The sequence below is a fragment of the Achromobacter sp. Root83 genome, assembly GCF_001428845.1.
GTDB lineage: Bacteria > Pseudomonadota > Gammaproteobacteria > Burkholderiales > Burkholderiaceae_B > Achromobacter.
In genome coordinates, this window is sequence record NZ_LMIU01000024.1 from 146,111 (window position 1) to 166,486 (window position 20,376).

The window sequence follows — 20,376 nt, forward strand, 5'->3', positions numbered from 1 at the left end:
ACCCGTCTACGAGCGGCGCGATTGCCGACCCTGACCCCGCGGCGGCCAAGCGCGCCTTCGACGCGATGATGGAGATGGGCAAGATCGACATCGCTGCAATCGAGGCGGCTCGCCGCGGCGCCTAGACCGTCGCCTGGCCGCCCAATATCACGGTGTACTGCGAAGACAGCACGCCGCCGTTGCCGTGCGCCAGCGCCACTTCCGCCCCCGGCACTTGCCGTTGGCCACACTGGCCGCGCAATTGGCGGGTCGCTTCGATCAAGAGAAAGATGCCGTACATGCCGGGATGGCAGTACGACAGGCCGCCGCCATTGGTGTTGACCGGCAGCGTGCCGCCGGGCGCGATCCGGCCGTTGCTGACGAAGGCGCCGCCTTCGCCTTTGGCGCAAAAGCCCAGGTCTTCAAGAAAGAGGATCGTGTTGATCGTGAACGCGTCGTACAGGCCGACCACATCGATATCCGACGAGGTCAGGCCCGCCTGTGCGAAAGCGACGGAACCGGATACCCGCGCGCCGGTGTTGACCAGGTCGGGCATGTTGGCGATGGTCTGGTGCGTGGTGCAATGGCCCGAGCCCAGCAGGTAGACCGGCGGCTGGCGCAGCGCGCGCGCCCGGGCCGGCGTGGTCAGCACCACCGCTCCGCCGCCGTCGGATACCAGGCAGCAATCCCGAACGGTCAAGGGGTAGCTGACCATCCGCGATGCCAACACCTCTTGGACCGTCAGCGGTTCCTTTTCCCAGGCCGCCGGGTTCAGCAGCGCCCATTGGCGGGCGGCCACTGCAACCTCGGCCAATTGCTCGCGAGTCGTGGCGAATTCGTGCATGTGGCGCGCGGCCGCCATGGCATAGGCCGTGGTCGGCAGGAACGGTTTGAACGGCGATTCGTACGGGTTCCATTCCGGGCGGCTGGTGTTCTTGCGGCCCAGCGAGCGCTGCGTGCTGCCGTAGGCCACGACGGCCACCTCGCAGATGCCGGCCGCGATTGCGGCTTCGGCCCGCACCAGATGGCCCATGAACGACGAGCCGCCGGTGGACGTCGAGTCGATATAGGCTTCCGGCAGGTTCAGGTATTCGGCCAGGGCCAGCCCGGCCAGGCGGCTCTGCGTCGTGGCGCAGAACAGGCCGTCTACGTCGCGCACCGAAAGGCCGCAGTCGTCCAGCGCGCGATAGACGCCCTGCGCCATCAGGTCCATGGCGGAGTAGGCTTCGCCCACGGCGCCCAGGTCGGATTCCGCGGCGCCCACCAGCACGGCGCGCCCGGGTCGGAAATCAGTGCTCATTGCATGGGCTCCAAAGGCGTGAAAACAGGGATGGGATCGTCCAGGCCTTCTTCCAGCACAGCCTGGAAGCGGACGCGCTGGCCGATGAACACCTGCATCGGGTCGCCGACGACGCGGCTCATCATGCGAAAGCCTTCGTCCACATCGATCAGTGCAACGTTGTAGGGGTCGCCCTTGCGCGGATAGACCACCGAAAAGCTGTATACGGCGCCTGTGCCGGCGCTGATGCGCCACTCCAGGCAATCCTGGCCGGAGTAGGGGCAGCGCACGCGCGGAAAGAACACCGCGCGGCCGGCCACGGGGCTGAATTGATAGGCCAGTTCCCCGGCCTTCAGGTGTTGCAGGTAGCGGGCGTAGGGCGCGCCGTCTCCGGGTAGATCGCCGGTGTCCATCATTTCCCCATTTCGTACATCAGGTTCAGGGTTTCGGCGACCATGACCGGGCGCTCCTGTCCCTCGCGGAACATGCTGTTCCCGTAGGTCAGGCGCACGCCGTCTGGCATGCGCTCGAACGCCACCAGGCTGCGTTCCAGGCGGATGCGCGCGCCCACCTGTACCGGAGAGGTGAAGCGGACCTTGTTCGAGCCGTAGTTGATGCCCCGGCCGCGCTCGCGCACCTGCACGATCTCGCCGCCAATGCCGGACATCAGCGAGAAGGTGAGCATGCCGTGGGCGATGGTCTTGCCGTCGGGCAGTTCGCGCCTGGCGCGTTCCACATCGATGTGGATCCAGTTGCGGTCGCCTGAGATGCGGGCGAAGTCGTCGATCATGGGCTGGGTGATTTCAACCCAGTCCGTCTGGCCCAGGACCTTGCCGACATGGGCTTCAAGATCGTATGGGGTTTCGAGTATCAGCATAGTCGTGCCTTGAAGGGGAGCATGCGCCGCGCCAGCAACATGCGGGTTACAGGAGGGACGCCAGGCGTCCGGAGACCAGCGCGTGCGCGTCGTGGACGATGCGCCGCACCAGGTCGCCGCAAGTCGGAATGTCGTCGATCAGGCCCTGGATCATGCCCACTGTCCAGATGCCGCCTTCGACGTCGCCGCTTTCATACACCGCGCGGCCTTTGGCGCCCGCCACGAGCGGACCGATGCGGTCGATGCCCGCGCCGCCGCTTTCCAGTTCGACGACCTGGCCGGACAAGGCGTTGCGCCATACGCGGCTGGTGTTGCGCAGGCTGCGCAGGATCAGGCGCGTGTCGGTTTCGCTGGAGCGCGTGATGGCCTCTTTGATGGTGGCGTGCACGGGCGATTCCTGAGTGCACATGAAGCGCGTGCCCATGTTGATCCCATCGGCGCCCAGCGCCAGCGCGGCCACCAGGCCGCGGGCGTCGCCGAAGCCGCCGGAGGCGATCACCGGGATGGTCACTTGCGCGACGGTGGCGGGGATCAGGATCAGGCCGGGAATGTCGTTTTCGCCAACGTGGCCGGCGCACTCGAAGCCGTCGATCGACACGATATCCACGCCGATGTCCTGCGCCTTGCGGGCGTGGCGCGGCGTGGTGCACTTGTGAATCACGCGCACGCCCGCCGCCTTCAGGGCCGGCATGTGTTCGTGCGGGTTGTTGCCGGCGGTCTCGACGATCTTGACGCCCGATTCGATGATGGCGTCGCGGTACTCGATGTAGGGCACGGGCTTGAGCGTGGGCAGGAACGTCAGGTTCACGCCGAAAGGGCGGTCCGTCAGGTCGCGTACGCGGGCGATTTCGCGGCGCAGGTCTTCAGGGCTGGGCTGCGTCAGCGCCGTCAGGATGCCCAGCGCGCCGGCGTTCGAGACGGCCGCGACGAGTTCGGCGCGGGCCACCCATTGCATGCCCCCTTGCACGATGGGGTGCTCGATGCCGAGCAGGCGGGTAACTGCGGTTTGCAACTTATTCTCCTTGCGATACGGGATTGCGGTATACGGAGCAGTCCGGCGCCAGCGACAACGCGGCGCCGGTCACGGCTTGCAGCGCTTGTAGCGACCAGCCTTCGGCCATGCTGCGCACCACCAGCCCCGCCGCGGTGACGTCGATGACGGCCAGGTCCGTGTAGATGCGGTCCACGCAGCCGGGCGCGGTCAACGGGTATGTGCATTGCTCCAGGATGCGCGCGGCGCCCTCCTTGGTGCAGTGCTCCATCAGCACCCACACTTTCTCCGCGCCCGCGGCCAGGTCCATGGCGCCGCCGACGCCCGGAATCTGGCCGGGCGCGTCCACGGTCCAGTTCGCCAGATCGCCATTGGCGGCGACCTGGAAAGCGCCCAGGCAGGCGATCTGGATGTGTCCGCCGCGGATCATCAGGAACGACTCGCTGTGGCTGAACACCGAGGCGCCCGGCAGCAGCGTGACGGGAAACTTGCCGGCATTGATGACGTCGTAGTCCTCTTCGCCCGGCGCCGGCGCCGGGCCCAGCCCCAGCAGGCCCTGTTCGCTGTGTAGCATCAGCTCGCGGCCCGCGGGCACGTAGTCGGCGATCAGGGTAGGCAGGCCGATGCCCAGGTTGACGCAGGCGCCGTCCGGTATGTCGTGGGCGGCGACGCAGGCGATGTCCTGGCGGCTAAGTCTTGCGTTCATTGCGCTGCTCCACTAAACGATCCACGAAGACACCCGGGGTGATGATGTGTTCCGGGTCCAGTGAGCCCAGCGGCACGATTTCACGTACCTGGGCAATGACCAGCCTGGCAGCGCCCGCCATGACCGGATTGTTGATGCGGGCGCCGCGGTGATAGACCAGGTTGCCCCAGCGGTCCCCGCGCAGGCCCTTGAGCAACGCCACATCGCCCCGGATAGGATGTTCCAGGACATAGGTTTGCCCATCGATGACACGGGTTTCCTTGCCCTCGGCCAGCCGCGTGCCGGCCGCGGTGCGGGTATAGAACCCGCCGATGCCCGCTGCGCCGGCGCGGATCCGCTCGGCCAGCGTGCCCTGCGGCACCAGGTCCAGTTCGATCTTGCCCGCGGCGTACAGCTCGTCGAAGATCGTGCGGCCCTTCAGGCCGCGGGGAAACGAACACACCACTTTGCGGATGCGGCCGGCGGCCATCAGTTCGCTGACGATGTCATCGCCTACCGTGGCGTTGTTGGCAACGAGGGTCAGGCCCCGGACGCCGAGGTCCAGCAAGGCCTCCATGAGGTCGGCCGGACGGCCCGAGGATCCGAATCCGCCAACCAGGATCACCGAATCGTCTTTGATCCCGGCTACCGCCTCGGCCAATGAACTTACGCGCTTGTCAATCACAGCGGGCTCCCTGTTCAGTCAAGGTCATGGCCTTTCATGTCGACATTGCGCCGGGCCCGTTGGGCCAGGTCGCGCATGACGGGGCCGATCCGCGCAACGTCGTCGATCGGCTCGGCCGCCGGGCCTCGGCGCCAGCCTTCCATCGCCGCCAGGTGGCCGCCGCCCAGCTCGAAGATGCGGCCCGTGACGTCATGGCTGTCGGCACTGGCCAGCCAGACGATTGCCGGGGCGATCCAGCGCGGATGCCGCGCTTCGATCTCTTGGGCGCTACGTTCGCGGATGCCTTCGGTCATGCGGGTCTGGGCGTGTGGATTGATGGCGTTGACCGTCACGCCGTAGCGCTTGAGTTCGCGCGCCGAAATGATGCTCATGGCCGCGATGCCGGCCTTGGCCGCGCCGTAGTTGATCTGGCCGATATTGCCGTACAGGCCCGACGAGGACGACGTGTTGATGATGCGGGCGTTGACCGGCACGCCGGTCTGCTTGTACAGGTCGCGCCAGTAGGCGGCGGCGTGGCGGCTGGGCGCAAACGTGCCTTTCAGGTGCACATTGATGACGGCGTCCCATTCGGCTTCGGACATGTTGCACAAGGTGCGGTCGCGCAGGATGCCGGCGTTGTTCACCAGACCGTGCAGGCCGCCGAAATGCTCCAGCGCCGCATCGATCATGCGCTTGGCGCCCGCGAAGTCGGCCACGTTTTCGTGGTTGGCGATGGCCTGGCCGCCCGCTTCGACGATTTCGCGCGCCACGGCTTCGGCAGTGCTTTCGGCGGCGTCTTCGCCAGCGTTCTCGCCCGACCGGGACACGCAGAGGTCGTTGACGACGACGCGTGCGCCATGCGCGGCCAGTTGCAGCGCGTATTCGCGACCGATGCCGCGGCCGGCGCCGGTCACGATCACGACGCGGTCTTTACAAAGTTGGGTCATCAGGACTCCTTGGATGAGCTTGGATGTCGTTGCGCGCCGGGGCCGGCTGCGGCCTCGCGCGAATGTTGAAAGACGGGTGGGCGCTTTTCCATGAAAGCGCGGACTGCCTCTTTGTGATCGGGACTGTCGACGCATTCGACGTGGCGCGCGCATTCCCGGTCCAGCACGTCGGCCAGGCTCAATGCCGGGGCGTCGTTCAGGTTGGCCTTGATATGGCCAATGGCCGGTTGCGGACCCCGCGCCAGGTCGCCGGCGATGTCAGCCACTTCGGGCGCCAACTGTTGCACGCTGAACACGCCATTGAGCAGGCCCAGGCCCAGCGCCTCGTTTGCCGACAGCAGCGGCGAGCGCAGATAAAGCTCGCGGGCCTTGGCCGGGCCAACGATGCGCGGCAGGAAATAATGGCCACCGAAGTCGCCCGGCACGCCCACATTGGCGAAACCCGTGCGCAATCTGGCGGAATCGTCGCCGTAGCGCAGGTCGCATGCCAGCGCCAGCGACAGCCCGGCCCCGACAGCCGCGCCGCGGATCATGGCGATGGTGGGCTTGGGCATCCCGTGCAGGTGCTCGACGATGCGGGTTCGGGCGCGCATGGCGGCAATGCGCTCGGCGCAAGAGAGGGTGGGGGTCTCGGCGTGCCGGTTCATGCGCGCCACGTCGCCGCCGGCGCAGAATGCCGGCCCGGCGCCGCTCAGCACCACCGCGCCCACCCCGGGGTCGCGCCCGGCCGACGCCAGGGCGTCCAGCAGGGCTTCATACAGCGTGGGGCTGAGCGCGTTGCGGCGGTCGGGACGGTTCAGCGTCAACCACAGGACGCGTGCCTCCAGGCGGGCGATCAGTTCTTGCTCTTCTGCCATGACCTTCCAGGGTTGGGATCCGAAGGCTTGTATGTTGCGGCCTGTTTGCCCGCGCGCCCGCCCCGGGGCCTCGGTTCGCCGCAAAACAAGTCCGTATTGTGAACTCATGGTTCTCTCTGCCCATGAATATGGGCACAATCGGATCAGAGGCAGCGTCCGCTATATAGACTATCCAGAGGCGCGCCCACGGCCGGTTACGCGGCGAGGAGACTTTCATGCATCAATCCAGCAATCCGGACGCCGGTGGGGCGCCCGGCACGCAGTCACTGCAGCGCGCCATTGCCTTGCTGCGCATCATTGCCGTCAATAACCGTAGCGGCAGCCGTCTGGTCGACCTGTATCGCCGTACTGGTCAGGAGCGTCCCACGGCGCATCGCCTGCTGCAGGGCATGGTTGCTGAACGGCTGTTGCGTCAGGACCCGCAGACCAAACGCTATCACCTGGGTACCCTGGCCTACGAACTGGGGCTGGCGGCCGCGCCCAAGGTGGCGCTGCGCGACATCTGCCTGCCTTACCTGGACGCCATTGCCGAACACACGGGCGACACCGTGTTCCTGACCGTGCGCTCGGGCTTTGACGGCATCTGCGTGGCGCGCGCCGACGGTTCCTTCCCGATCAAGATGTTCGTGCACGACGTCGGCCGGCACCGTCCGCTGAATGTAGGCGCCAGCGGACTGGCCTTGATGAGCGCGCTGCCCGACGATGAGATCGACCGCATCTGCCGCATCAACGTCGAGCGCACCCGCCGCAAGAGCCCCCGGTTCACCGAGGCCGCCTTGCGCGCCAGTATCGACAGCACGCGGCGGCGCGGGTATGCCACCAATAAGGTGATGGACGAGCCACCGGTGCATTCGGTGGGCATGGCGATACGCTCGCCCGACGGCACGCCCGCGGCGGGCGTGAGTGTTTCCACGCTGGCCTCGCGCCTGGGTCACGATCGCCTGGAGATGGTGGTGCGCTGCCTGGACGACACGGTCAGGTCGATCGAGGCCGAACTGCGCAACTGCGTCGATCGCGATCGTGTGCCCTACGCGATGCCAAGCCTGGCGGTGGCCTGACGAACGCGCGCGCAGACCTTCCACGATGTGGACCACGGGCGGGGCGGCGGCACGGCGAAAATCGCCGATGTCCACGAAATTCCACAGCGTGGACCTATATCTGGATGCGGGGCGGGCGTGGGAAGCGAGACGCCGGCGCACCGTCTTAGACTGCGGACAGACCTAACCGGATGGGCACCCGGTTTCGACAATCCAACAATGTCCGCACTCTGAGGAGACTACCCAATGCTGAAATTCCATTCGTTCGGGAAACGGCTCGCTTGCCGCCTGGGCGCGGGGCTGCTTGCCGCCGGCTTCGTCCTGCCGGCCATGGCCGAATACCCCGCCGATCGTCCTGTCCAGTTCGTCTCGCCCTATGCCGCCGGCGGCGCCAATGATTACCTGACGCGCCTGATGGCCCGCTACATGGGCGAGGAAATGCACGCCAACGTCATCGTGGACAACAAGAGCGGCGCCAACGGCATGATCGGCGCGGCCACCGTGGTCAAGTCCAAGCCGGATGGCTACACCATCCTGATGGGCAACAGCGCCACGCACGGCACCAACCCGACGCTCTACAAGAAGCAACCCTACGACGCCAGCAAGGACTTTACGCCGGTGGCCATGGTTGCCTCGGTGCCGATCGTGATGGTGGTGAACGCGGGACTCGGCATCAATAACGTCCAAGAGCTTCTGCAATACGGCAAGACCCACCGCCTGTCGTTCGGCAGCAGCGGTGTGGGCGGCACCGGCCACCTGACAGGCGAAGCTTTCAAGGCCGCGTCGGGACTGGACATGGTGCACGTGCCGTACAAGGGCGATAGCCCAGCCGTGACCGACGCCATGGGCGGCCAGGTCGACCTGGCATTCGTAGGCACGGCTTCGGCAACCACCCAGCAATCGTCGGGCAGGATCAAGATCCTGGCGGTGGCTCATCCCGGCCGCACGCGTGCGCTGCCCGATGTGCCCACCATGGCCGAAGCGGGTTTTCCGGGTCTGGAATTCTCGCAGTGGTATGCCTTGTTCGCGCCTGCCGGCACGCCCGAAGCGGTGGTACAGAAGCTGAACGCGGCGAACAAGGTTGCGCTGGCCAATCCTGAAGTTCAGAAAAGCCTGGACTCGCAGTCGGCCGAAGGCACCTACCGCACGCCCGATCAGCTGCGCGATTTCTATCAGTCAGAGATCAAGCGCTTCGGCGACTGGATCAAGAAGCTGAACCTGTCGGCCGAATGAGGCCCGGCGGCGTGCCGCCCGCCGCGCGGGTCATGCACGCCGCTTGCGAAACATCTCGCTGACCATATCCGCGCCGCTTACCAGGGTGATGCCGGCCAGCACCATCGCCGCGCCGGCGACAAAGCCCGGATCCAGCGGCTCGTTCAGGATCAGCACGCCGAAGCTCACGCCGAACAGCGGCGTCATGAACGACAGGATGGACAGGCGCGACGCCAGGTAGCGCCGCAGCAGCCAGAACCACGCCAGATAGCTGGACAGGGCAACGACCACCGACTGGAACGCGACGCTGAGCACCGCGGCCTGCGTGTACCGGATGCCGTGATGGCCGGTGGCGACGGCAAAGGCCAGCAGGCCCACCGAGGCTACGGCCATCTGATAAAGCAGCGTCTTGGCCGGCGCGGCTTCGGACAGCGAGGTCTTGCGGATCGCCACGGTGGTGGCGCCCCACAGCAGGCCCGCCATCAAGCCCATCGCGTCGCCCAGCAGCATGTCGGGGGCGCCGGGCTGGCCCGCGTCCTGTCCGGACTTGCCCAGGAACGCGACGGCGATGCCGCAGAACGCGATCGCCACGCCCAGCCATTGCAGCGGCTTCATGCGCTCTTCGGGCAGCAGCCAATGCAGGCCCAGCGCCGCGAAGATGGGCGCGGTGTACAGGAACACGGACATGTGCGAGGCCGTGGTGTAGACCAGGCCCTGGGCGACAAACAGGAATTCGCCGGCGAACAGCAGGCCCACGATCAGGCCGGGCAGGGCGGTGCCGTCGGTGAAGGCGCGCGGGCCTTCGCGCCGCCATACCACCACGGCCAGCACCAGCGCCGCGAAGGTCGAACGCAGGGCGATCTGCATGATGGGCGCCACATCGTCGGCCACCAGCTTGATGGCGATCTGCTGAAAGCCCCAGCACACGCACAGCAGCAGCATGGCGCTGCTGGCCAGCGTGTCCAGCGGCTGGCGCAGCGGGGTTGCGGCCGCCGCGCTCACGGCAGTTCGGCGGGGTAGCTATCCAGCGCCAGGCCGATCTGCTGGCGCAGGTCCCATTCCGCCAGCGTGGACTGCACCGGCCCGAAGTAAGCGCCGTCGCGGGTGACGAACATGGCGGGCAGGTGGAAGACTTCGTAGCGCTCGACCAGTCCGCGGTTGTCGCCCGCGTCCACCCAGCACACGCGTTCCACGGGCAGCTCCAGCGCGGGCAGCGCATCGCGCGCGACGCGGCACGTGGCGCAGGTGCGGCTGTGGAAGACCAGCAGCGTGAGGCCGGGCGCGTCCAGCAGGTAGCGGTCGGCGGTGCTGTCGTTGAGTTCGATCTGTTCCATGATTTCCTGATGTCAGACGGCGCGCAGCACCCGGTCAAGTTCCAGGACCGACTGATACAGCACGCGGGTGCCGTCCAGCAGTTGGGCGGGTTCGATCCATTCTTCCGGGCAGTGGCTGCGGCCGTTCAGGCAGGGGATGAAGATCATGCCGATGGGGCCGGTGGGGGCCATGTACACGGCGTCGTGGCCGGCGCCGCTGGGCAGCCGCATCGACGCATAGCCGAGCTGATCGGCAGCGGCCTTGACCGCGTCCATGACCAGCGGCGAACAGTCCGTGGGCTGGGCGCGGCTGAGCGGGGTGAAGCCGGCCGTCAGGCGCAGCGCCTTCAGATCGCCGGCCACGCCCGCCATCAACGTTTCGGGGAAGGCATCCAGCACGGCGTTGCTGTCGCTGCGCATTTCCAGCGTCAGCTCGACGCGGCCGGGCACGGCATTGGCGGCGTTTGGCGTCATGGACAGCCGGCCCACGGTGGCCACCACATAATGCGGGTTGCCGCTGGCGGCGCTGGCCTGGCGGCTGGCGGCGTCGATGATGCGGGCGGCGCCCACCAGCGCGTCGCGGCGGATGTCCATGGGCGTGGTGCCCGCGTGGTCGGGCTGGCCTTCCACCACGATCAGCACGCGGCGGATGCCGACGATGTTGGTGACCACGCCGATCGGCAGCTTGCGGCTTTCCAGCACGGGGCCTTGTTCGATGTGCAGTTCGACGAAGGCGGCGGTCTCGCCCGTGCGGCGCAGCGGCGCGCCCAGCGCGGCCGGGTCGCCGCCGATGCGGGCAATGCCCTGGGCCAGCGTCTCGCCTTGCGGGTTGCGGGCGGCCAGCATGTCGGCGGTCAATTGGCCGCACAGCGCGCGGCTGCCCACGCACGAGATGCCGTAGTCGCTGGGTTCTTCGGACAGGAAGTCGATGACTTCGAAGGGGTGGTCGAGTTCGATGCCGTGTTCGCGCATGGTGTGCGCGACTTCGATGCCGGCCAGCACGCCGATGATGCCGTCGAAGCGGCCGCCACTCATGACGGTGTCGCAGTGCGAACCGGTGGCGATGGGCTTGCGCGACGGGTCGCGTCCGGCGCGCGTGCCGACCAGGTTGCCGCCCGCGTCCAGCCGCGTGGCCAGCCCGGCGGCTTCGAATTCGCCGCGCAGCCACGCGCGCGCATCGTCGAACAGCGGCGAGAAGGCGCGGCGCGTCCAGGGGACGTCGGGCAGGGTGAACTTGGACAGGGTTTCAACGCGGGCCCAGAGGCGGTCGGCGTTCAGGGGCGGAAAAGAGGGTGGTGTAGCGTGCGGCATGAGGCTTCCTGAAGATGCGCCTTGGATTATGGCATCAAAGGCGCCGCTGCCACGGGCGAAAGGAGACCCCGCCGCGGACGCATCGTCCAGGAAAGGCCGGCCCTTCAGTCGGCCCTGCGCCAGGAGGGTTCGCGCTTTTCCAGGAAAGCCGTCACGCCTTCCTTTGCCTCGGCGGTGCTGCGGATGGCCGCGATGCGTTCCACGGTGTCCGCGATAAGAGGGGCGTCCAGGGGCTTGCCCGCGAAGTCGCGCACCAGCCGCTTGCTGGCCTGCACGGCGCCGGGGCCGTTGGCGCAGAGGGTGCGGCAGATGGCCTCGGCGGCCTCGGCCAGTTGCGCCGCCGGCGCCACGTCGTGCACCAGCCCGAGCCGCAATGCGGTGGCGGTGTCGAAACGTTCCGCCGTCAGGAAATAGCGGTTGGCGGCGCGCTCGCCCATGGCCCGGATCACGTAGGGGCTGATGGTGGCCGGCAGCAGGCCCAGCCGCGTCTCCGACAGGCAGAAGTGCGCGTTGTCCGCCGCGATGGCGATGTCGCAGGCGGCCACCAGGCCCATGCCGCCGGCATAGGCGTCGCCGTTGACGCAGGCCACCACGGGCTTCGGGCAGGCCCAGATCGCGTGCAGCATGTCCGCCAGCCGCGCGGCGTCGGCGCGGTTCTCGGCGTCGGTCAGCGTGGCCATCTTGCGCATCCAGTTCAGGTCGCCGCCGGCGCAAAAGGCCTTGCCCGCGCCGGTCAGCAGCAGGACGCGCACCTGCGGGTCTTGCGCGGCCGCCGTGACTGCGTCCGTCAACGCGGCGATCAGGGTGTCGTCGAAGGCGTTGCGCATATCCGGGCGGTTCAGCGTCAGCCTGGCGATGGGGCCGTCCACGGCGAGGTCCAGCGGTGCGTTCAGCGTCATGCTTGGTCTCCTGATTGTTGATGATGGCTCAATATGTTCACACGGGTGATGGACAAATTCCAGGGTCGTTACGTCTGTTCCGGGCCGCGGCTGGGAATAATATTGAGTTATCCTCAAAAAAATAACGGAGAGAGACATGAGCCAGCAATCGGATGGTCAGGCGGATGGACAGGGCGCCGGTCAGCGTTACGCGTCGGTATTCCGGCCGGGGCTGTTCGATGGCAAGACCGTGCTTGTCACCGGCGGCGGCAGCGGCCTGGGCCGCTGCACCGCGCACGAACTTGCCGCCTTGGGCGCCGGCCTGGCGCTGGTGGGCCGCAAGCCGGACAAGCTGCAGGCGGCCGCCGACGAGATCGCGCGGATATACCCCGAGGCCGCCGGCCGCATCAGCACGCACGCCTGCGACATCCGGGACGAGGCCGGCGTGCGCGGCGCGGTGACGGATGCGCTGGCCCGGCACGGCGCGATCGACGGCCTGTTCAATTGCGCGGGCGGCCAGTTCCCCGCGCCGCTGGACCGCATCAGCTTCAACGGCTGGAATGCGGTGGTGCAGAACAACCTGCACGGCACCTTTCTGATGGCGCGCGAGGTCTACACGCAACACATGCGCCAGCACGGAGGCGCCATCGTCAACATGCTGGCCGACATCTGGGGCGGCATGCCGGGCATGGGCCATTCGGGCGCGGCGCGCGCCGGGGTGTGGAACCTGACCGAGACCGCCGCCTGCGAATGGGCGCATGCCGGGGTGCGCGTCAACGCCGTGGCGCCGGGCTGGATCGCCTCCAGCGGCATGGACAGCTATGACGAGGACTACCGCGCGGTGCTGCGCGAATTAAAGACGAAGGTGCCGCTGCAACGCTTCGGCACCGAGGCGGAACTGGCCGCGGCGGTGGTGTTCCTGCTGTCGCCGGCCGCCGCGTTCATCAATGGCAGCGTGATCCGGGTGGATGGCGGGGTGCCCAACGCGCGGCATTCCTGGACCCTGCAGCCGGCCGAGCGCGGCGAGGTCTACAACGGGTTTCCTCAGTACGCGCCGCCCTCGCTGTTTTCGGAAGACTGAAGGCGATGCAGGGCGTTTTGCACCTCGCCGCGGAACTGCGCCAGCGCCAGCGCGTTTTGCTGCGGCGGCTGCAGGGCCTGCCACAGAAAGCCGACAAGCTGGTCGGCGGTGGCGGTCACGTCGCCGCGCGCGCCGCGCAGGATGGCGTCCCACAGCACGTGTTCCATCGGGCCGTAGACCGCCGACCGCAGCAGCCGCAAGGGCATGTCCTGGCGGATGTCGCCGTCCGCCTGGCCCTGCGCCAGAATGCGCATCAGCGGCGCGGTGTAGCGCCGTTGCAGTTCGGCGTAGATCTCGCCGAAGTCATCGTTGCGGGCGCGGCCTTCGGACAGGATGAACGCGCACAGGCCCGGACCCTCGGCCAGAAGATGGCGCAGATACGTGTGCACCAGGTAGTGAAGCTGGGCCCGCGCGCCGTGTACATGCGGCAGGTTGTCTTCCACCTTGGCGATGATTTCGTCGTACCAGTCGCTGATCACCCGCACGCAGAGTTCGCGCTTGCCGCCAAAGTAGGTGAACACCGTGGCTTCCGACACGTCCAGCCGCTGCGCGATCTCGGTCGTGGTGGCCGCCTGGAAGCCGGCTTCCGAGAAGACCTGGCGCGCGACACGCAGGATGTCGCGGATGCGTTGTTCGGACTTGGCGCTGGCCGGCGGACGGCGCATCGGGACGGCGGGATTTTTTTCCATTCAGGCCAGGAAGTTGCGGAGGGGCGGGGCTTATTATTGAGCCAGGGTCAAGTTCAGGCAAGGCGGCGCGCGCAACCTTACGGCCGATCGCGCGGCGCCAAACCGGACCGCCCTGGAATAACCATGAAAACACCAGAGACAAACCATGCTTTCCAGAGCCGAATCCTATACCCAGCTCGTTTCCCGGTTCCAATGGCGGGTGCCGGCGGCCTATAACATCGGCGTCGACGCCTGCGACAAATGGGCCGACGGCAGCGGCCGCCTGGCGCTGATCTTTGAGAAGAGCGACGGCGCGCAGACGCGCTACACCTTTGACCAGATCAAGGCGCAGTCCAATCGGTTGGCACACAGCCTGGAGCGCCACGGCATCCAGCGCGGCGACCGCGTGGCCATCTACCTGCCGCAGGCGCCGGAAACCGCCGTGACACACATCGCCGTCTACAAGATGGGCGCGGTGGCGGTGCCGCTGTTCACCCTGTTCGGCGTGGACGCCATCCAGTACCGGCTGGCCAACAGCGGCGCGGCCGCGCTGGTGACCGACAGGGAAGGGTGCCGCAAGCTGCGCGAGATACGCGCCAGCCTGCCGGGGCTGAAGGTGATCTATTGCATCGACGGCGAGGGCGAAGATGGCGCCGTGCCTACGGGCGGCGTGTCTACGAGCGCCGTGCCTGCGGGCGCCGGGCGTACGGACACGGCGCACACGCCTGCCGCGCACATGGACGCCGCCTACGCGGACGCCGTGCCGTTCCATCCCGCGCTGGCCCGGGAGTCCGACGCCTACGAGCCCGTGCAGACGGCGGCCGACGACCCCGCGGTCATCATCTATACGTCGGGCACCACGGGCAAGCCCAAGGGCGCGCTGCACGCCCACCGCGTCCTGCTGGGGCATCTGCCCGGCGTGGAGATGTCGCACGAATTCTTCCCGGAAAACGCCGGGCTGATGTGGACCCCGGCGGATTGGGCCTGGATCGGCGGCTTGCTGGACGTGCTGCTGCCCGCGTGGCACCACGGCGTGCCGGTGCTGGCCCGGCGATTCGAGAAATTCGATGGCGCCAGCGCCCTGGAACTGATGGCGCGGCACGGCGTGACGCACACCTTCCTGCCGCCCACTGCCCTGAAGATGATGCGCGGCTGCGCCTGGCCCGACGCGGCCGGCCCGCGGGCGCTGCGGTCGGTGGCCAGCGGCGGCGAGTCGCTGGGCGCGGAACTCATCGACTGGGGCCGCCGCGTGCTGGGCGTGACCATCAACGAGTTCTACGGCCAGACCGAATGCAATATGCTGGTGTCTTCGTGTTCGTCGCTGTTCGATCCTTTGGCCGGGGCCATCGGCCGCGCGGCGCCCGGCCACCACGTCGCTATTGTGGATGACCGCGGCGTTGAAGTGGCGGATGGACAAGAGGGCGATATCGGCGTAAAGCGACCTGACCCCGTCATGTTCCTGGGCTACTGGAACAATCCCGAGGCCACCGCCGAGAAATTCGTGGGAGACTACCTGCTGACCGGCGACCTGGGCGTGCGCGACGCGCAAGGGTTCATCCGCTTCGTCGGCCGCAACGACGACGTCATCACCAGCGCCGGCTACCGCATCGGCCCGGCTCCTATCGAGGATTGCCTGATCGGCCATCCGGCCGTGCGGATGGCGGCGGTGGTGGGCGTGCCGGATGCCCAACGCACCGAAATCGTGATGGCCTATGTGGTGCTGAACGAAGGATTCGAGGGCGACGAGGCGCTGGTCAAGGCGCTGCAGGCGCATGTGCGGACCCGCCTGGCGGCCCATGAATACCCGCGCGCGATCCGCTTTGTAACCAGTTTGCCGACCACCGCGACCGGCAAGATTATCCGCAGGGAGCTGCGTGACGGAAATTATGCTTGACCGGTCTCACCCGGTGACAATCTCCTCCATGAGGATGGGTTGACGGGTTGCCCGGCGCTGCAAGTATGATGGCGCAAATTGCATACGGCCCCAGTCCAATTGGGGCCGTATCACCATTAGCCTTAGTATGGAGATAGCCCCAATGAATAAGCCTTTGGACGGGGGATTGGCAGCCTTGAACGTGCCCGCGTACGTCAAGCATCGCGGACTGATCGACTGGGTCGCCAGCTTCGTCGCGCTGGCCAAGCCTGACCGCATCGTGTGGTGCGATGGGTCGCAGGAAGAATACGACCGCCTTTGCGAACAAATGGTCCAGTCGGGAACCATGCGCAGGCTGAACCCCGCCAAGCGTCCTAATTCGTTCCTCGCGTGCTCGGATCCTTCCGACGTGGCGCGGGTGGAAGACCGCACCTTCATCTGCTCCGACCGCGCCGAAGACGCCGGCCCCACCAACAACTGGGCCGACCCCGCCGAAATGCGCGACACGCTCAGCGGCCTGTTCGACGGCGCGATGCGCGGCCGCACGCTGTATGTGGTGCCGTTCTCGATGGGTCCGCTGGGTTCGGACATCGCGCACATCGGCGTTGAACTCTCCGACAGCCCCTACGTGGCCGTCAACATGCGCATCATGACGCGCATGGGCAAGCAGGTCTACGACGTGCTGGGCGCCGACGGCGACTTCGTGCCCTGCCTGCACTCGGTGGGCAAGCCCCTGGCCGCCGGCGAAGCCGACGTGGCCTGGCCGTGCAACCCCACCAAGTACATCGTCCATTTCCCCAAGACCCGCGAAATCTGGAGCTTCGGCTCGGGCTACGGCGGCAATGCGCTGCTGGGCAAGAAATGCTTCGCGCTGCGCATCGCGTCCACCATGGGCCGCGACCAGGGCTGGCTGGCCGAACACATGCTGATCCTGGGTGTCACCTCGCCCAAGGGCCGCAAGTACCACGTGGCCGCCGCTTTCCCGTCGGCCTGCGGCAAGACCAACTTCGCCATGCTGATCCCGCCGCAAGGCATGGACGGCTGGAAGGTCACCACCATCGGCGACGACATCGCCTGGATCAAGCCGGGCCCCGACGGCCGCCTGCACGCGATCAACCCCGAAGCCGGCTACTTCGGCGTGGCGCCGGGCACCAGCGAGCAGACCAACTTCAACGCCATGGCCACGCTCAAGGCCAACGTCATCTTCACCAATGTGGCGCTGACGGACGACGGCGACGTCTGGTGGGAAGGCATGACCGACACGCCGCCGGCCCATCTGATCGACTGGCAGGGCCAGGACTGGACGCCCGACATCGCCCGCGAAACCGGCCGCAAGGCCGCGCACCCGAACGCGCGCTTCACGGCACCCGCGGCGCAATGCCCGTCCATCGACCCCGAATGGGAAAACCCCAAGGGCGTGGTCATCGACGCCTTCATCTTCGGGGGGCGCCGTTCCACCACCGTGCCGCTCGTCACCGAAGCCCGCAACTGGGTCGAAGGCGTCTACATGGCCGCCACCATGGGCTCGGAAACCACGGCCGCCGCCGCCGGCCAGCAGGGCGTGGTGCGCCGCGACCCCTTCGCCATGCTGCCGTTCTGCGGCTACAACATGAGCGACTACTTCGGCCACTGGCTGAAGCTGGGCAAGCAGCTTGAAGCCGCCGGCGCCACCCTGCCGCGCATCTATTGCGTGAACTGGTTCCGCAAGGGCCCCGACGGCAAGTTCGTCTGGCCGGGCTTTGGCGACAACATGCGCGTGCTGCGCTGGATGCTGGGCCGCATCGACGGCCAATCCAAGGGCGTGGACCAGGTGTTCGGCGTTTCGCCCAGCTACCAGGACATCGACTGGACCGGCCTGGAATTCAGCCCGGACAAGTTCGAACAGGTCATGTCGGTGGACGCCGCCGCCTGGCGCGATGAACTGGCGCTGCACCATGAGCTGTTCGGCCAACTGGCCCAGGGCTTGCCCGAGGAACTGCCCGCCACCAAGGCGCGGATCGAAGGCCGCCTGGCGGCCTGAGGCCGCGGGGCGACAGTCAGCCGTTGGCCAAAACCCGCCTGCGTTACGCGCAGGCGGGTTTTTTTGCGCCATCCGCGGGCAGCGCGGCGGCGGCGGGCACGGTGGTCGGTGGTCAGCCCGCTCCGCCAGAGGCGATGCCGTCCAGCGCGTTTGCGACGGCGTCGGGCAGGCGCAGCGTGGCCGCCGCCAGGTTCTCCCGCAGATGGACGGGCGACGAGGTGCCCGGGATCAGCAGGATATTCGGCGAGCGGCGCAGCAGCCAGGCCAGCGCCGTCTGCATGGGCGTCGCGCCAAGCTGCGTCGCGGCCTCGGTCAGAATGGCCGACTGCAGCGGGCTGAATCCGCCCAGCGGAAAGAACGGCACATAGGCGATGCCGTCGCGGGCCAGTTCGTCGATCAGGGTGTCATCGGCCCGGTGCGCCAGGTTGTACTGGTTCTGCACGCACACGATCTGGCAGATGCCGCGGCCTTCGGCGATCTGGTTCGCGGTGACATTGCTCAGTCCGATGTGGCGGATCAGGCCTTGTTGCTGCAGGCCGGCCAACACGGACAGCGGACCCTCGATGGATCCTTCGGCGGGACCATGGACGTCGAACATGGCGCGCAGATTGACCACATCCAGCACGTCGCGCCCCAGGTTGCGCAGATTGTCGTGAACGGCCCGGGTCAGCATCTCGGGTGTAAACGCGGGATTCCATGAGGCGTCCTCGCCGCGCACCGCGCCCACCTTGGTCACGATCACCAGATCGTCGGGGTAGGGCGCCAGCGCCTCGCGGATCAGCAGATTGGTGACATGGGGGCCGTAGAAATCGCTGGTGTCGATATGGTTGACGCCGGCTTCCACGGCCGCACGTAAGACCGCCAGCGCGGCGTCGCGATCCTTGGGCGGGCCGAAGACGCCCGGGCCTGCAAGCTGCATCGCGCCGTAGCCCAGCCGTTTGACCTGTTGCGAACCCAGTGCGTAGCTGCCGCTTTCGTCGATGAGGGACATGTTCTGCTTCCGTTGTGGTGAAGGGACGGTTGAAAGATAGATCTTCTTGGCGGTCTTGATAATCCAATACAATCCGGACAGCTTGTACGGATTTTGGAACAGCGATGACGGATCTGAATGATCTCAAGGCGTTCGTGGCGGTGGCGCGCGCACGCGGCTTTCGCGAAGCCGCGCGCACGTCCGCCACGAGCGCATCGCGGTTGAGCGACACCGTGCGCCGCCTGGAGGCGCAATTGGGCGTCCGCCTGTTCAACCGGACGACGCGCAGCGTGGCGCTCACCGAGGCCGGCAACGAACTGCTGACGCGGCTTGGGCCGGCCCTGACGGAAGTGGACGCGGCGCTGGACGCCGTCAATGGTTTTCGCGACAAGCCGGCGGGCACGCTCAAGCTCAACGTGCCATTGAGCGCCGCCCGGCTGGTCCTGCCTTCCATCGTTCCCGCGTTCCTCGCGGCGTATCCCGACATCCGCCTTGAGGTGGTGGCCGAAGAGAGCTTCGTCGATGTGCTGGCGGCGGGCTGCGATGCGGGCATCCGCTACGACGACCGCCTGGAATTGGACATGATCGCCGTGCCCATCGGCCCGCGCGTGCAGCGCTTTGCCGCGGCCGCTTCTCCCGCTTACCTGGCGCGCCGCGGCCGGCCGGAACATCCGCGTGATCTGATTCAGCATGCCTGTCTGCGCGGCCGCTTTCCCAGCGGCTCGATGCCGCCATGGGAGTTCGAGCGCGATGGCGAAACGGTGCGGGTCGACGGGACAGGGCCGCTGGTCGTGCAGATCGGCGGCGCGGTCGATCTCGCCGTCGATTCGGCCATCGCGGGCGCGGGCGTGGCGTATCTGTTCGAGGACTGGCTGCGCCCGCACCTGGACAGCGGGGCGCTGGAACCCGTGCTGGAGCCATGGTGGCCACGGTTTTCCGGGCCGTTTCTGTACTATTCCGGACGCCGCCTGGTGCCTTCGCCGCTGAAGGCGCTGATCGATTTCATCAAGACGCCCGCGGGCCGGCCATCGCCGTGACCCGGACGGGCCGGGCTCGCGCCGCAAGCCGCTTTTCATGCACAATCGGCCTATGCAACTCGACCCCGAAGACCTGGCCAAGATTTCGTCCCTGACCCTGGCCCACTACGAAGAGAACGCGGAATCGTTCGAGGCTGGCACGCGCGACCACGACGTCAGCCAGAACATTGCGGCCCTGCTGCGGCATATCGAAGGCGAGCCGCCCTACGACATTCTGGATTTTGGCTGCGGCCCGGGCCGCGACCTGAAGACGTTTGCCGCGCTGGGCCATCGGCCCGTGGGCCTGGACGGCGCCGCGCGCTTCGTGGACATGGCGCGCGCCGCCAGCGGCTGCGAGGTATGGCATCAGGATTTCCTGCGGCTGGCGCTGCCGGCAGGGCGCTTTGACGGCATCTTCGCCAACGCCGTGCTGTTCCATGTGCCGGGACAGGAACTGCCGCGCGTGCTGCGCGAATTGCGGGACGCGTTGCGGCCCCGTGGCGTGCTGTTCAGCTCGAATCCGCGCGGCGGTAACCAGGAAGGCTGGAATCGCGGGCGCTATGGCGCGTACCACGACCTGGAGGGTTGGCGGGCCTTGCTGGAACAGGCCGGTTTCCAGGAGCTGGAGCACTACTTCCGGCCCGACGGGCTGCCCCGCGAACAGCAGCCCTGGCTGGCGAGCGTGTGGCGGCGCCTGGACTAGGCGCCGCAGTGCATT

The 20,376-nt window shown here is 67.4% G+C and carries 21 protein-coding genes and 1 pseudogene; 8 read left to right on the top strand and 14 right to left on the bottom strand.

Features of this window, described 5'->3' with window-relative positions; genetic code table 11:
* Window positions 1–17: 17 nt before the first annotated feature.
* A pseudogene (locus tag ASE30_RS29650) lies at window positions 18–125 on the top strand (VOC family protein); the annotation flags it as partial.
* Here ASE30_RS29650 and ASE30_RS22245 read toward each other — a convergent pair.
* From ASE30_RS22245 to ASE30_RS22280, 8 genes are read right to left on the bottom strand one after another with little or no spacing between them, the layout of a single operon-like run.
* Window positions 122–1,279 carry a thiolase gene (locus ASE30_RS22245; protein WP_057286452.1) on the bottom strand — a complete coding sequence of 386 codons (1,158 nt, stop codon included), beginning with the start codon at window positions 1,277–1,279 and terminating at the stop codon, window positions 122–124. The pseudogene ASE30_RS29650 and the gene ASE30_RS22245 sit on opposite strands and share 4 nt — an antisense overlap.
* Window positions 1,276–1,674 carry a Zn-ribbon domain-containing OB-fold protein gene (locus tag ASE30_RS22250; RefSeq protein WP_235515319.1) on the bottom strand — a complete coding sequence of 133 codons (399 nt, stop codon included), beginning with the start codon at window positions 1,672–1,674 and terminating at the stop codon, window positions 1,276–1,278. The genes ASE30_RS22245 and ASE30_RS22250 overlap by 4 nt, the downstream gene beginning before the upstream one ends.
* Window positions 1,671–2,135: a MaoC family dehydratase gene (locus ASE30_RS22255; RefSeq protein WP_057286454.1), complete on the bottom strand. Its 465-nt coding sequence runs from the start codon at window positions 2,133–2,135 to the stop codon at window positions 1,671–1,673. The genes ASE30_RS22250 and ASE30_RS22255 overlap by 4 nt, the downstream gene beginning before the upstream one ends.
* A gap of 46 nt (window positions 2,136–2,181) precedes the next feature.
* Window positions 2,182–3,147, bottom strand: coding sequence for a nitronate monooxygenase family protein (locus ASE30_RS22260; RefSeq protein ID WP_082601681.1), 966 nt, complete (start codon window positions 3,145–3,147; stop codon window positions 2,182–2,184).
* A gap of 1 nt (window position 3,148) precedes the next feature.
* Window positions 3,149–3,832 (bottom strand): 3-oxoacid CoA-transferase subunit B, encoded by a 684-nt coding sequence (locus ASE30_RS22265; protein WP_057286455.1) that lies wholly within the window; start codon window positions 3,830–3,832, stop codon window positions 3,149–3,151.
* Window positions 3,816–4,496 carry a 3-oxoacid CoA-transferase subunit A gene (locus ASE30_RS22270; protein WP_057286456.1) on the bottom strand — a complete coding sequence of 227 codons (681 nt, stop codon included), beginning with the start codon at window positions 4,494–4,496 and terminating at the stop codon, window positions 3,816–3,818. The genes ASE30_RS22265 and ASE30_RS22270 overlap by 17 nt, the downstream gene beginning before the upstream one ends.
* 14 nt (window positions 4,497–4,510) lie before the next feature.
* Window positions 4,511–5,422, bottom strand: coding sequence for an SDR family NAD(P)-dependent oxidoreductase (locus tag ASE30_RS22275; RefSeq protein WP_057286457.1), 912 nt, complete (start codon window positions 5,420–5,422; stop codon window positions 4,511–4,513).
* Window positions 5,422–6,279 carry an enoyl-CoA hydratase gene (locus tag ASE30_RS22280; RefSeq protein WP_057286458.1) on the bottom strand — a complete coding sequence of 286 codons (858 nt, stop codon included), beginning with the start codon at window positions 6,277–6,279 and terminating at the stop codon, window positions 5,422–5,424. The genes ASE30_RS22275 and ASE30_RS22280 overlap by 1 nt, the downstream gene beginning before the upstream one ends.
* A gap of 215 nt (window positions 6,280–6,494) precedes the next feature.
* Here ASE30_RS22280 and ASE30_RS22285 point away from each other — a divergent pair, with 215 nt between their 5' ends.
* Both ASE30_RS22285 and ASE30_RS22290 read left to right on the top strand, forming a co-directional pair.
* Window positions 6,495–7,337: an IclR family transcriptional regulator gene (locus ASE30_RS22285; protein ID WP_057286459.1), complete on the top strand. Its 843-nt coding sequence runs from the start codon at window positions 6,495–6,497 to the stop codon at window positions 7,335–7,337.
* 225 nt (window positions 7,338–7,562) lie between these two features.
* Window positions 7,563–8,549 carry a tripartite tricarboxylate transporter substrate binding protein gene (locus ASE30_RS22290; protein ID WP_057286460.1) on the top strand — a complete coding sequence of 329 codons (987 nt, stop codon included), beginning with the start codon at window positions 7,563–7,565 and terminating at the stop codon, window positions 8,547–8,549.
* A gap of 30 nt (window positions 8,550–8,579) precedes the next feature.
* Here ASE30_RS22290 and ASE30_RS22295 read toward each other — a convergent pair whose 3' ends face one another.
* The 4 genes from ASE30_RS22295 to ASE30_RS22310 form a co-directional block, all read right to left on the bottom strand.
* Window positions 8,580–9,470 carry a DMT family transporter gene (locus ASE30_RS22295; protein ID WP_057286620.1) on the bottom strand — a complete coding sequence of 297 codons (891 nt, stop codon included), beginning with the start codon at window positions 9,468–9,470 and terminating at the stop codon, window positions 8,580–8,582.
* Window positions 9,471–9,526: 56 nt separating this feature from the next.
* Complete coding sequence (locus tag ASE30_RS22300) at window positions 9,527–9,862, bottom strand: co-chaperone YbbN (RefSeq protein WP_057286461.1); 336 nt, start codon at window positions 9,860–9,862, stop codon at window positions 9,527–9,529.
* A 12-nt stretch (window positions 9,863–9,874) separates the two neighbouring features.
* Window positions 9,875–11,152, bottom strand: coding sequence for a Zn-dependent hydrolase (locus ASE30_RS22305; RefSeq protein ID WP_057286462.1), 1,278 nt, complete (start codon window positions 11,150–11,152; stop codon window positions 9,875–9,877).
* Window positions 11,153–11,256: 104 nt separating this feature from the next.
* Window positions 11,257–12,051, bottom strand: coding sequence for an enoyl-CoA hydratase/isomerase family protein (locus tag ASE30_RS22310; RefSeq protein WP_057286463.1), 795 nt, complete (start codon window positions 12,049–12,051; stop codon window positions 11,257–11,259).
* A gap of 136 nt (window positions 12,052–12,187) precedes the next feature.
* Here ASE30_RS22310 and ASE30_RS22315 point away from each other — a divergent pair, with 136 nt between their 5' ends.
* A complete protein-coding gene (locus ASE30_RS22315) occupies window positions 12,188–13,111 on the top strand; it encodes an SDR family oxidoreductase (protein ID WP_057286464.1) in 924 nt (307 codons plus the stop codon).
* On the opposite strand, the gene ASE30_RS22320 is transcribed toward ASE30_RS22315, so the two are convergent.
* A complete protein-coding gene (locus tag ASE30_RS22320; RefSeq protein ID WP_057286465.1) occupies window positions 13,075–13,800 on the bottom strand; it encodes a TetR/AcrR family transcriptional regulator in 726 nt (241 codons plus the stop codon). The genes ASE30_RS22315 and ASE30_RS22320 overlap by 37 nt on opposite strands.
* A 145-nt stretch (window positions 13,801–13,945) precedes the next feature.
* On the opposite strand from ASE30_RS22320, the gene ASE30_RS22325 reads away from it, so the two are divergent.
* Entirely contained in the window at window positions 13,946–15,673 is a 1,728-nt protein-coding gene (locus tag ASE30_RS22325; RefSeq protein ID WP_057286466.1) for an acyl-CoA synthetase, read from the top strand.
* 142 nt (window positions 15,674–15,815) lie between these two features.
* Window positions 15,816–17,672 (top strand): phosphoenolpyruvate carboxykinase (GTP), encoded by a 1,857-nt coding sequence (locus ASE30_RS22330; RefSeq protein ID WP_057286467.1) that lies wholly within the window; start codon window positions 15,816–15,818, stop codon window positions 17,670–17,672.
* Between the two features lie 112 nt (window positions 17,673–17,784).
* Here the strand turns inward: ASE30_RS22330 and ASE30_RS22335 are convergent, their stop codons facing one another.
* A complete protein-coding gene (locus ASE30_RS22335; RefSeq protein ID WP_057286468.1) occupies window positions 17,785–18,663 on the bottom strand; it encodes an aldo/keto reductase family oxidoreductase in 879 nt (292 codons plus the stop codon).
* Between the two features lie 104 nt (window positions 18,664–18,767).
* Here ASE30_RS22335 and ASE30_RS22340 point away from each other — a divergent pair, with 104 nt between their 5' ends.
* Both ASE30_RS22340 and ASE30_RS22345 read left to right on the top strand, forming a co-directional pair.
* Window positions 18,768–19,679: a LysR family transcriptional regulator gene (locus ASE30_RS22340; protein ID WP_057286469.1), complete on the top strand. Its 912-nt coding sequence runs from the start codon at window positions 18,768–18,770 to the stop codon at window positions 19,677–19,679.
* A 52-nt stretch (window positions 19,680–19,731) separates the two neighbouring features.
* Window positions 19,732–20,361, top strand: coding sequence for a class I SAM-dependent methyltransferase (locus ASE30_RS22345; RefSeq protein ID WP_057286470.1), 630 nt, complete (start codon window positions 19,732–19,734; stop codon window positions 20,359–20,361).
* Window positions 20,362–20,376 lie beyond the last annotated feature (15 nt).

What these genes read in the sequence shown, in the direction of transcription:
- ASE30_RS22310 (WP_057286463.1), bottom strand. Translation starts at nt 12,051, where the DNA reads ATGACGCTGAACGCACCGCTGGACCTCGCCGTGGACGGCCCCATCGCC.
- ASE30_RS22245 (WP_057286452.1), bottom strand. Translation starts at nt 1,279, where the DNA reads ATGAGCACTGATTTCCGACCCGGGCGCGCCGTGCTGGTGGGCGCCGCG.
- ASE30_RS22340 (WP_057286469.1), top strand. Translation starts at nt 18,768, where the DNA reads ATGACGGATCTGAATGATCTCAAGGCGTTCGTGGCGGTGGCGCGCGCA.
- ASE30_RS22300 (WP_057286461.1), bottom strand. Translation starts at nt 9,862, where the DNA reads ATGGAACAGATCGAACTCAACGACAGCACCGCCGACCGCTACCTGCTG.
- ASE30_RS22330 (WP_057286467.1), top strand. Translation starts at nt 15,816, where the DNA reads ATGAATAAGCCTTTGGACGGGGGATTGGCAGCCTTGAACGTGCCCGCG.
- ASE30_RS22290 (WP_057286460.1), top strand. Translation starts at nt 7,563, where the DNA reads ATGCTGAAATTCCATTCGTTCGGGAAACGGCTCGCTTGCCGCCTGGGC.
- ASE30_RS22285 (WP_057286459.1), top strand. Translation starts at nt 6,495, where the DNA reads ATGCATCAATCCAGCAATCCGGACGCCGGTGGGGCGCCCGGCACGCAG.
- ASE30_RS22335 (WP_057286468.1), bottom strand. Translation starts at nt 18,663, where the DNA reads ATGTCCCTCATCGACGAAAGCGGCAGCTACGCACTGGGTTCGCAACAG.
- ASE30_RS22345 (WP_057286470.1), top strand. Translation starts at nt 19,732, where the DNA reads ATGCAACTCGACCCCGAAGACCTGGCCAAGATTTCGTCCCTGACCCTG.
- ASE30_RS22325 (WP_057286466.1), top strand. Translation starts at nt 13,946, where the DNA reads ATGCTTTCCAGAGCCGAATCCTATACCCAGCTCGTTTCCCGGTTCCAA.
- ASE30_RS22315 (WP_057286464.1), top strand. Translation starts at nt 12,188, where the DNA reads ATGAGCCAGCAATCGGATGGTCAGGCGGATGGACAGGGCGCCGGTCAG.
- ASE30_RS22255 (WP_057286454.1), bottom strand. Translation starts at nt 2,135, where the DNA reads ATGCTGATACTCGAAACCCCATACGATCTTGAAGCCCATGTCGGCAAG.
- ASE30_RS22320 (WP_057286465.1), bottom strand. Translation starts at nt 13,800, where the DNA reads ATGGAAAAAAATCCCGCCGTCCCGATGCGCCGTCCGCCGGCCAGCGCC.
- ASE30_RS22250 (WP_235515319.1), bottom strand. Translation starts at nt 1,674, where the DNA reads ATGATGGACACCGGCGATCTACCCGGAGACGGCGCGCCCTACGCCCGC.
- ASE30_RS22275 (WP_057286457.1), bottom strand. Translation starts at nt 5,422, where the DNA reads ATGACCCAACTTTGTAAAGACCGCGTCGTGATCGTGACCGGCGCCGGC.
- ASE30_RS22305 (WP_057286462.1), bottom strand. Translation starts at nt 11,152, where the DNA reads ATGCCGCACGCTACACCACCCTCTTTTCCGCCCCTGAACGCCGACCGC.
- ASE30_RS22265 (WP_057286455.1), bottom strand. Translation starts at nt 3,832, where the DNA reads ATGAACGCAAGACTTAGCCGCCAGGACATCGCCTGCGTCGCCGCCCAC.
- ASE30_RS22280 (WP_057286458.1), bottom strand. Translation starts at nt 6,279, where the DNA reads ATGGCAGAAGAGCAAGAACTGATCGCCCGCCTGGAGGCACGCGTCCTG.
- ASE30_RS22295 (WP_057286620.1), bottom strand. Translation starts at nt 9,470, where the DNA reads ATGCTGCTGCTGTGCGTGTGCTGGGGCTTTCAGCAGATCGCCATCAAG.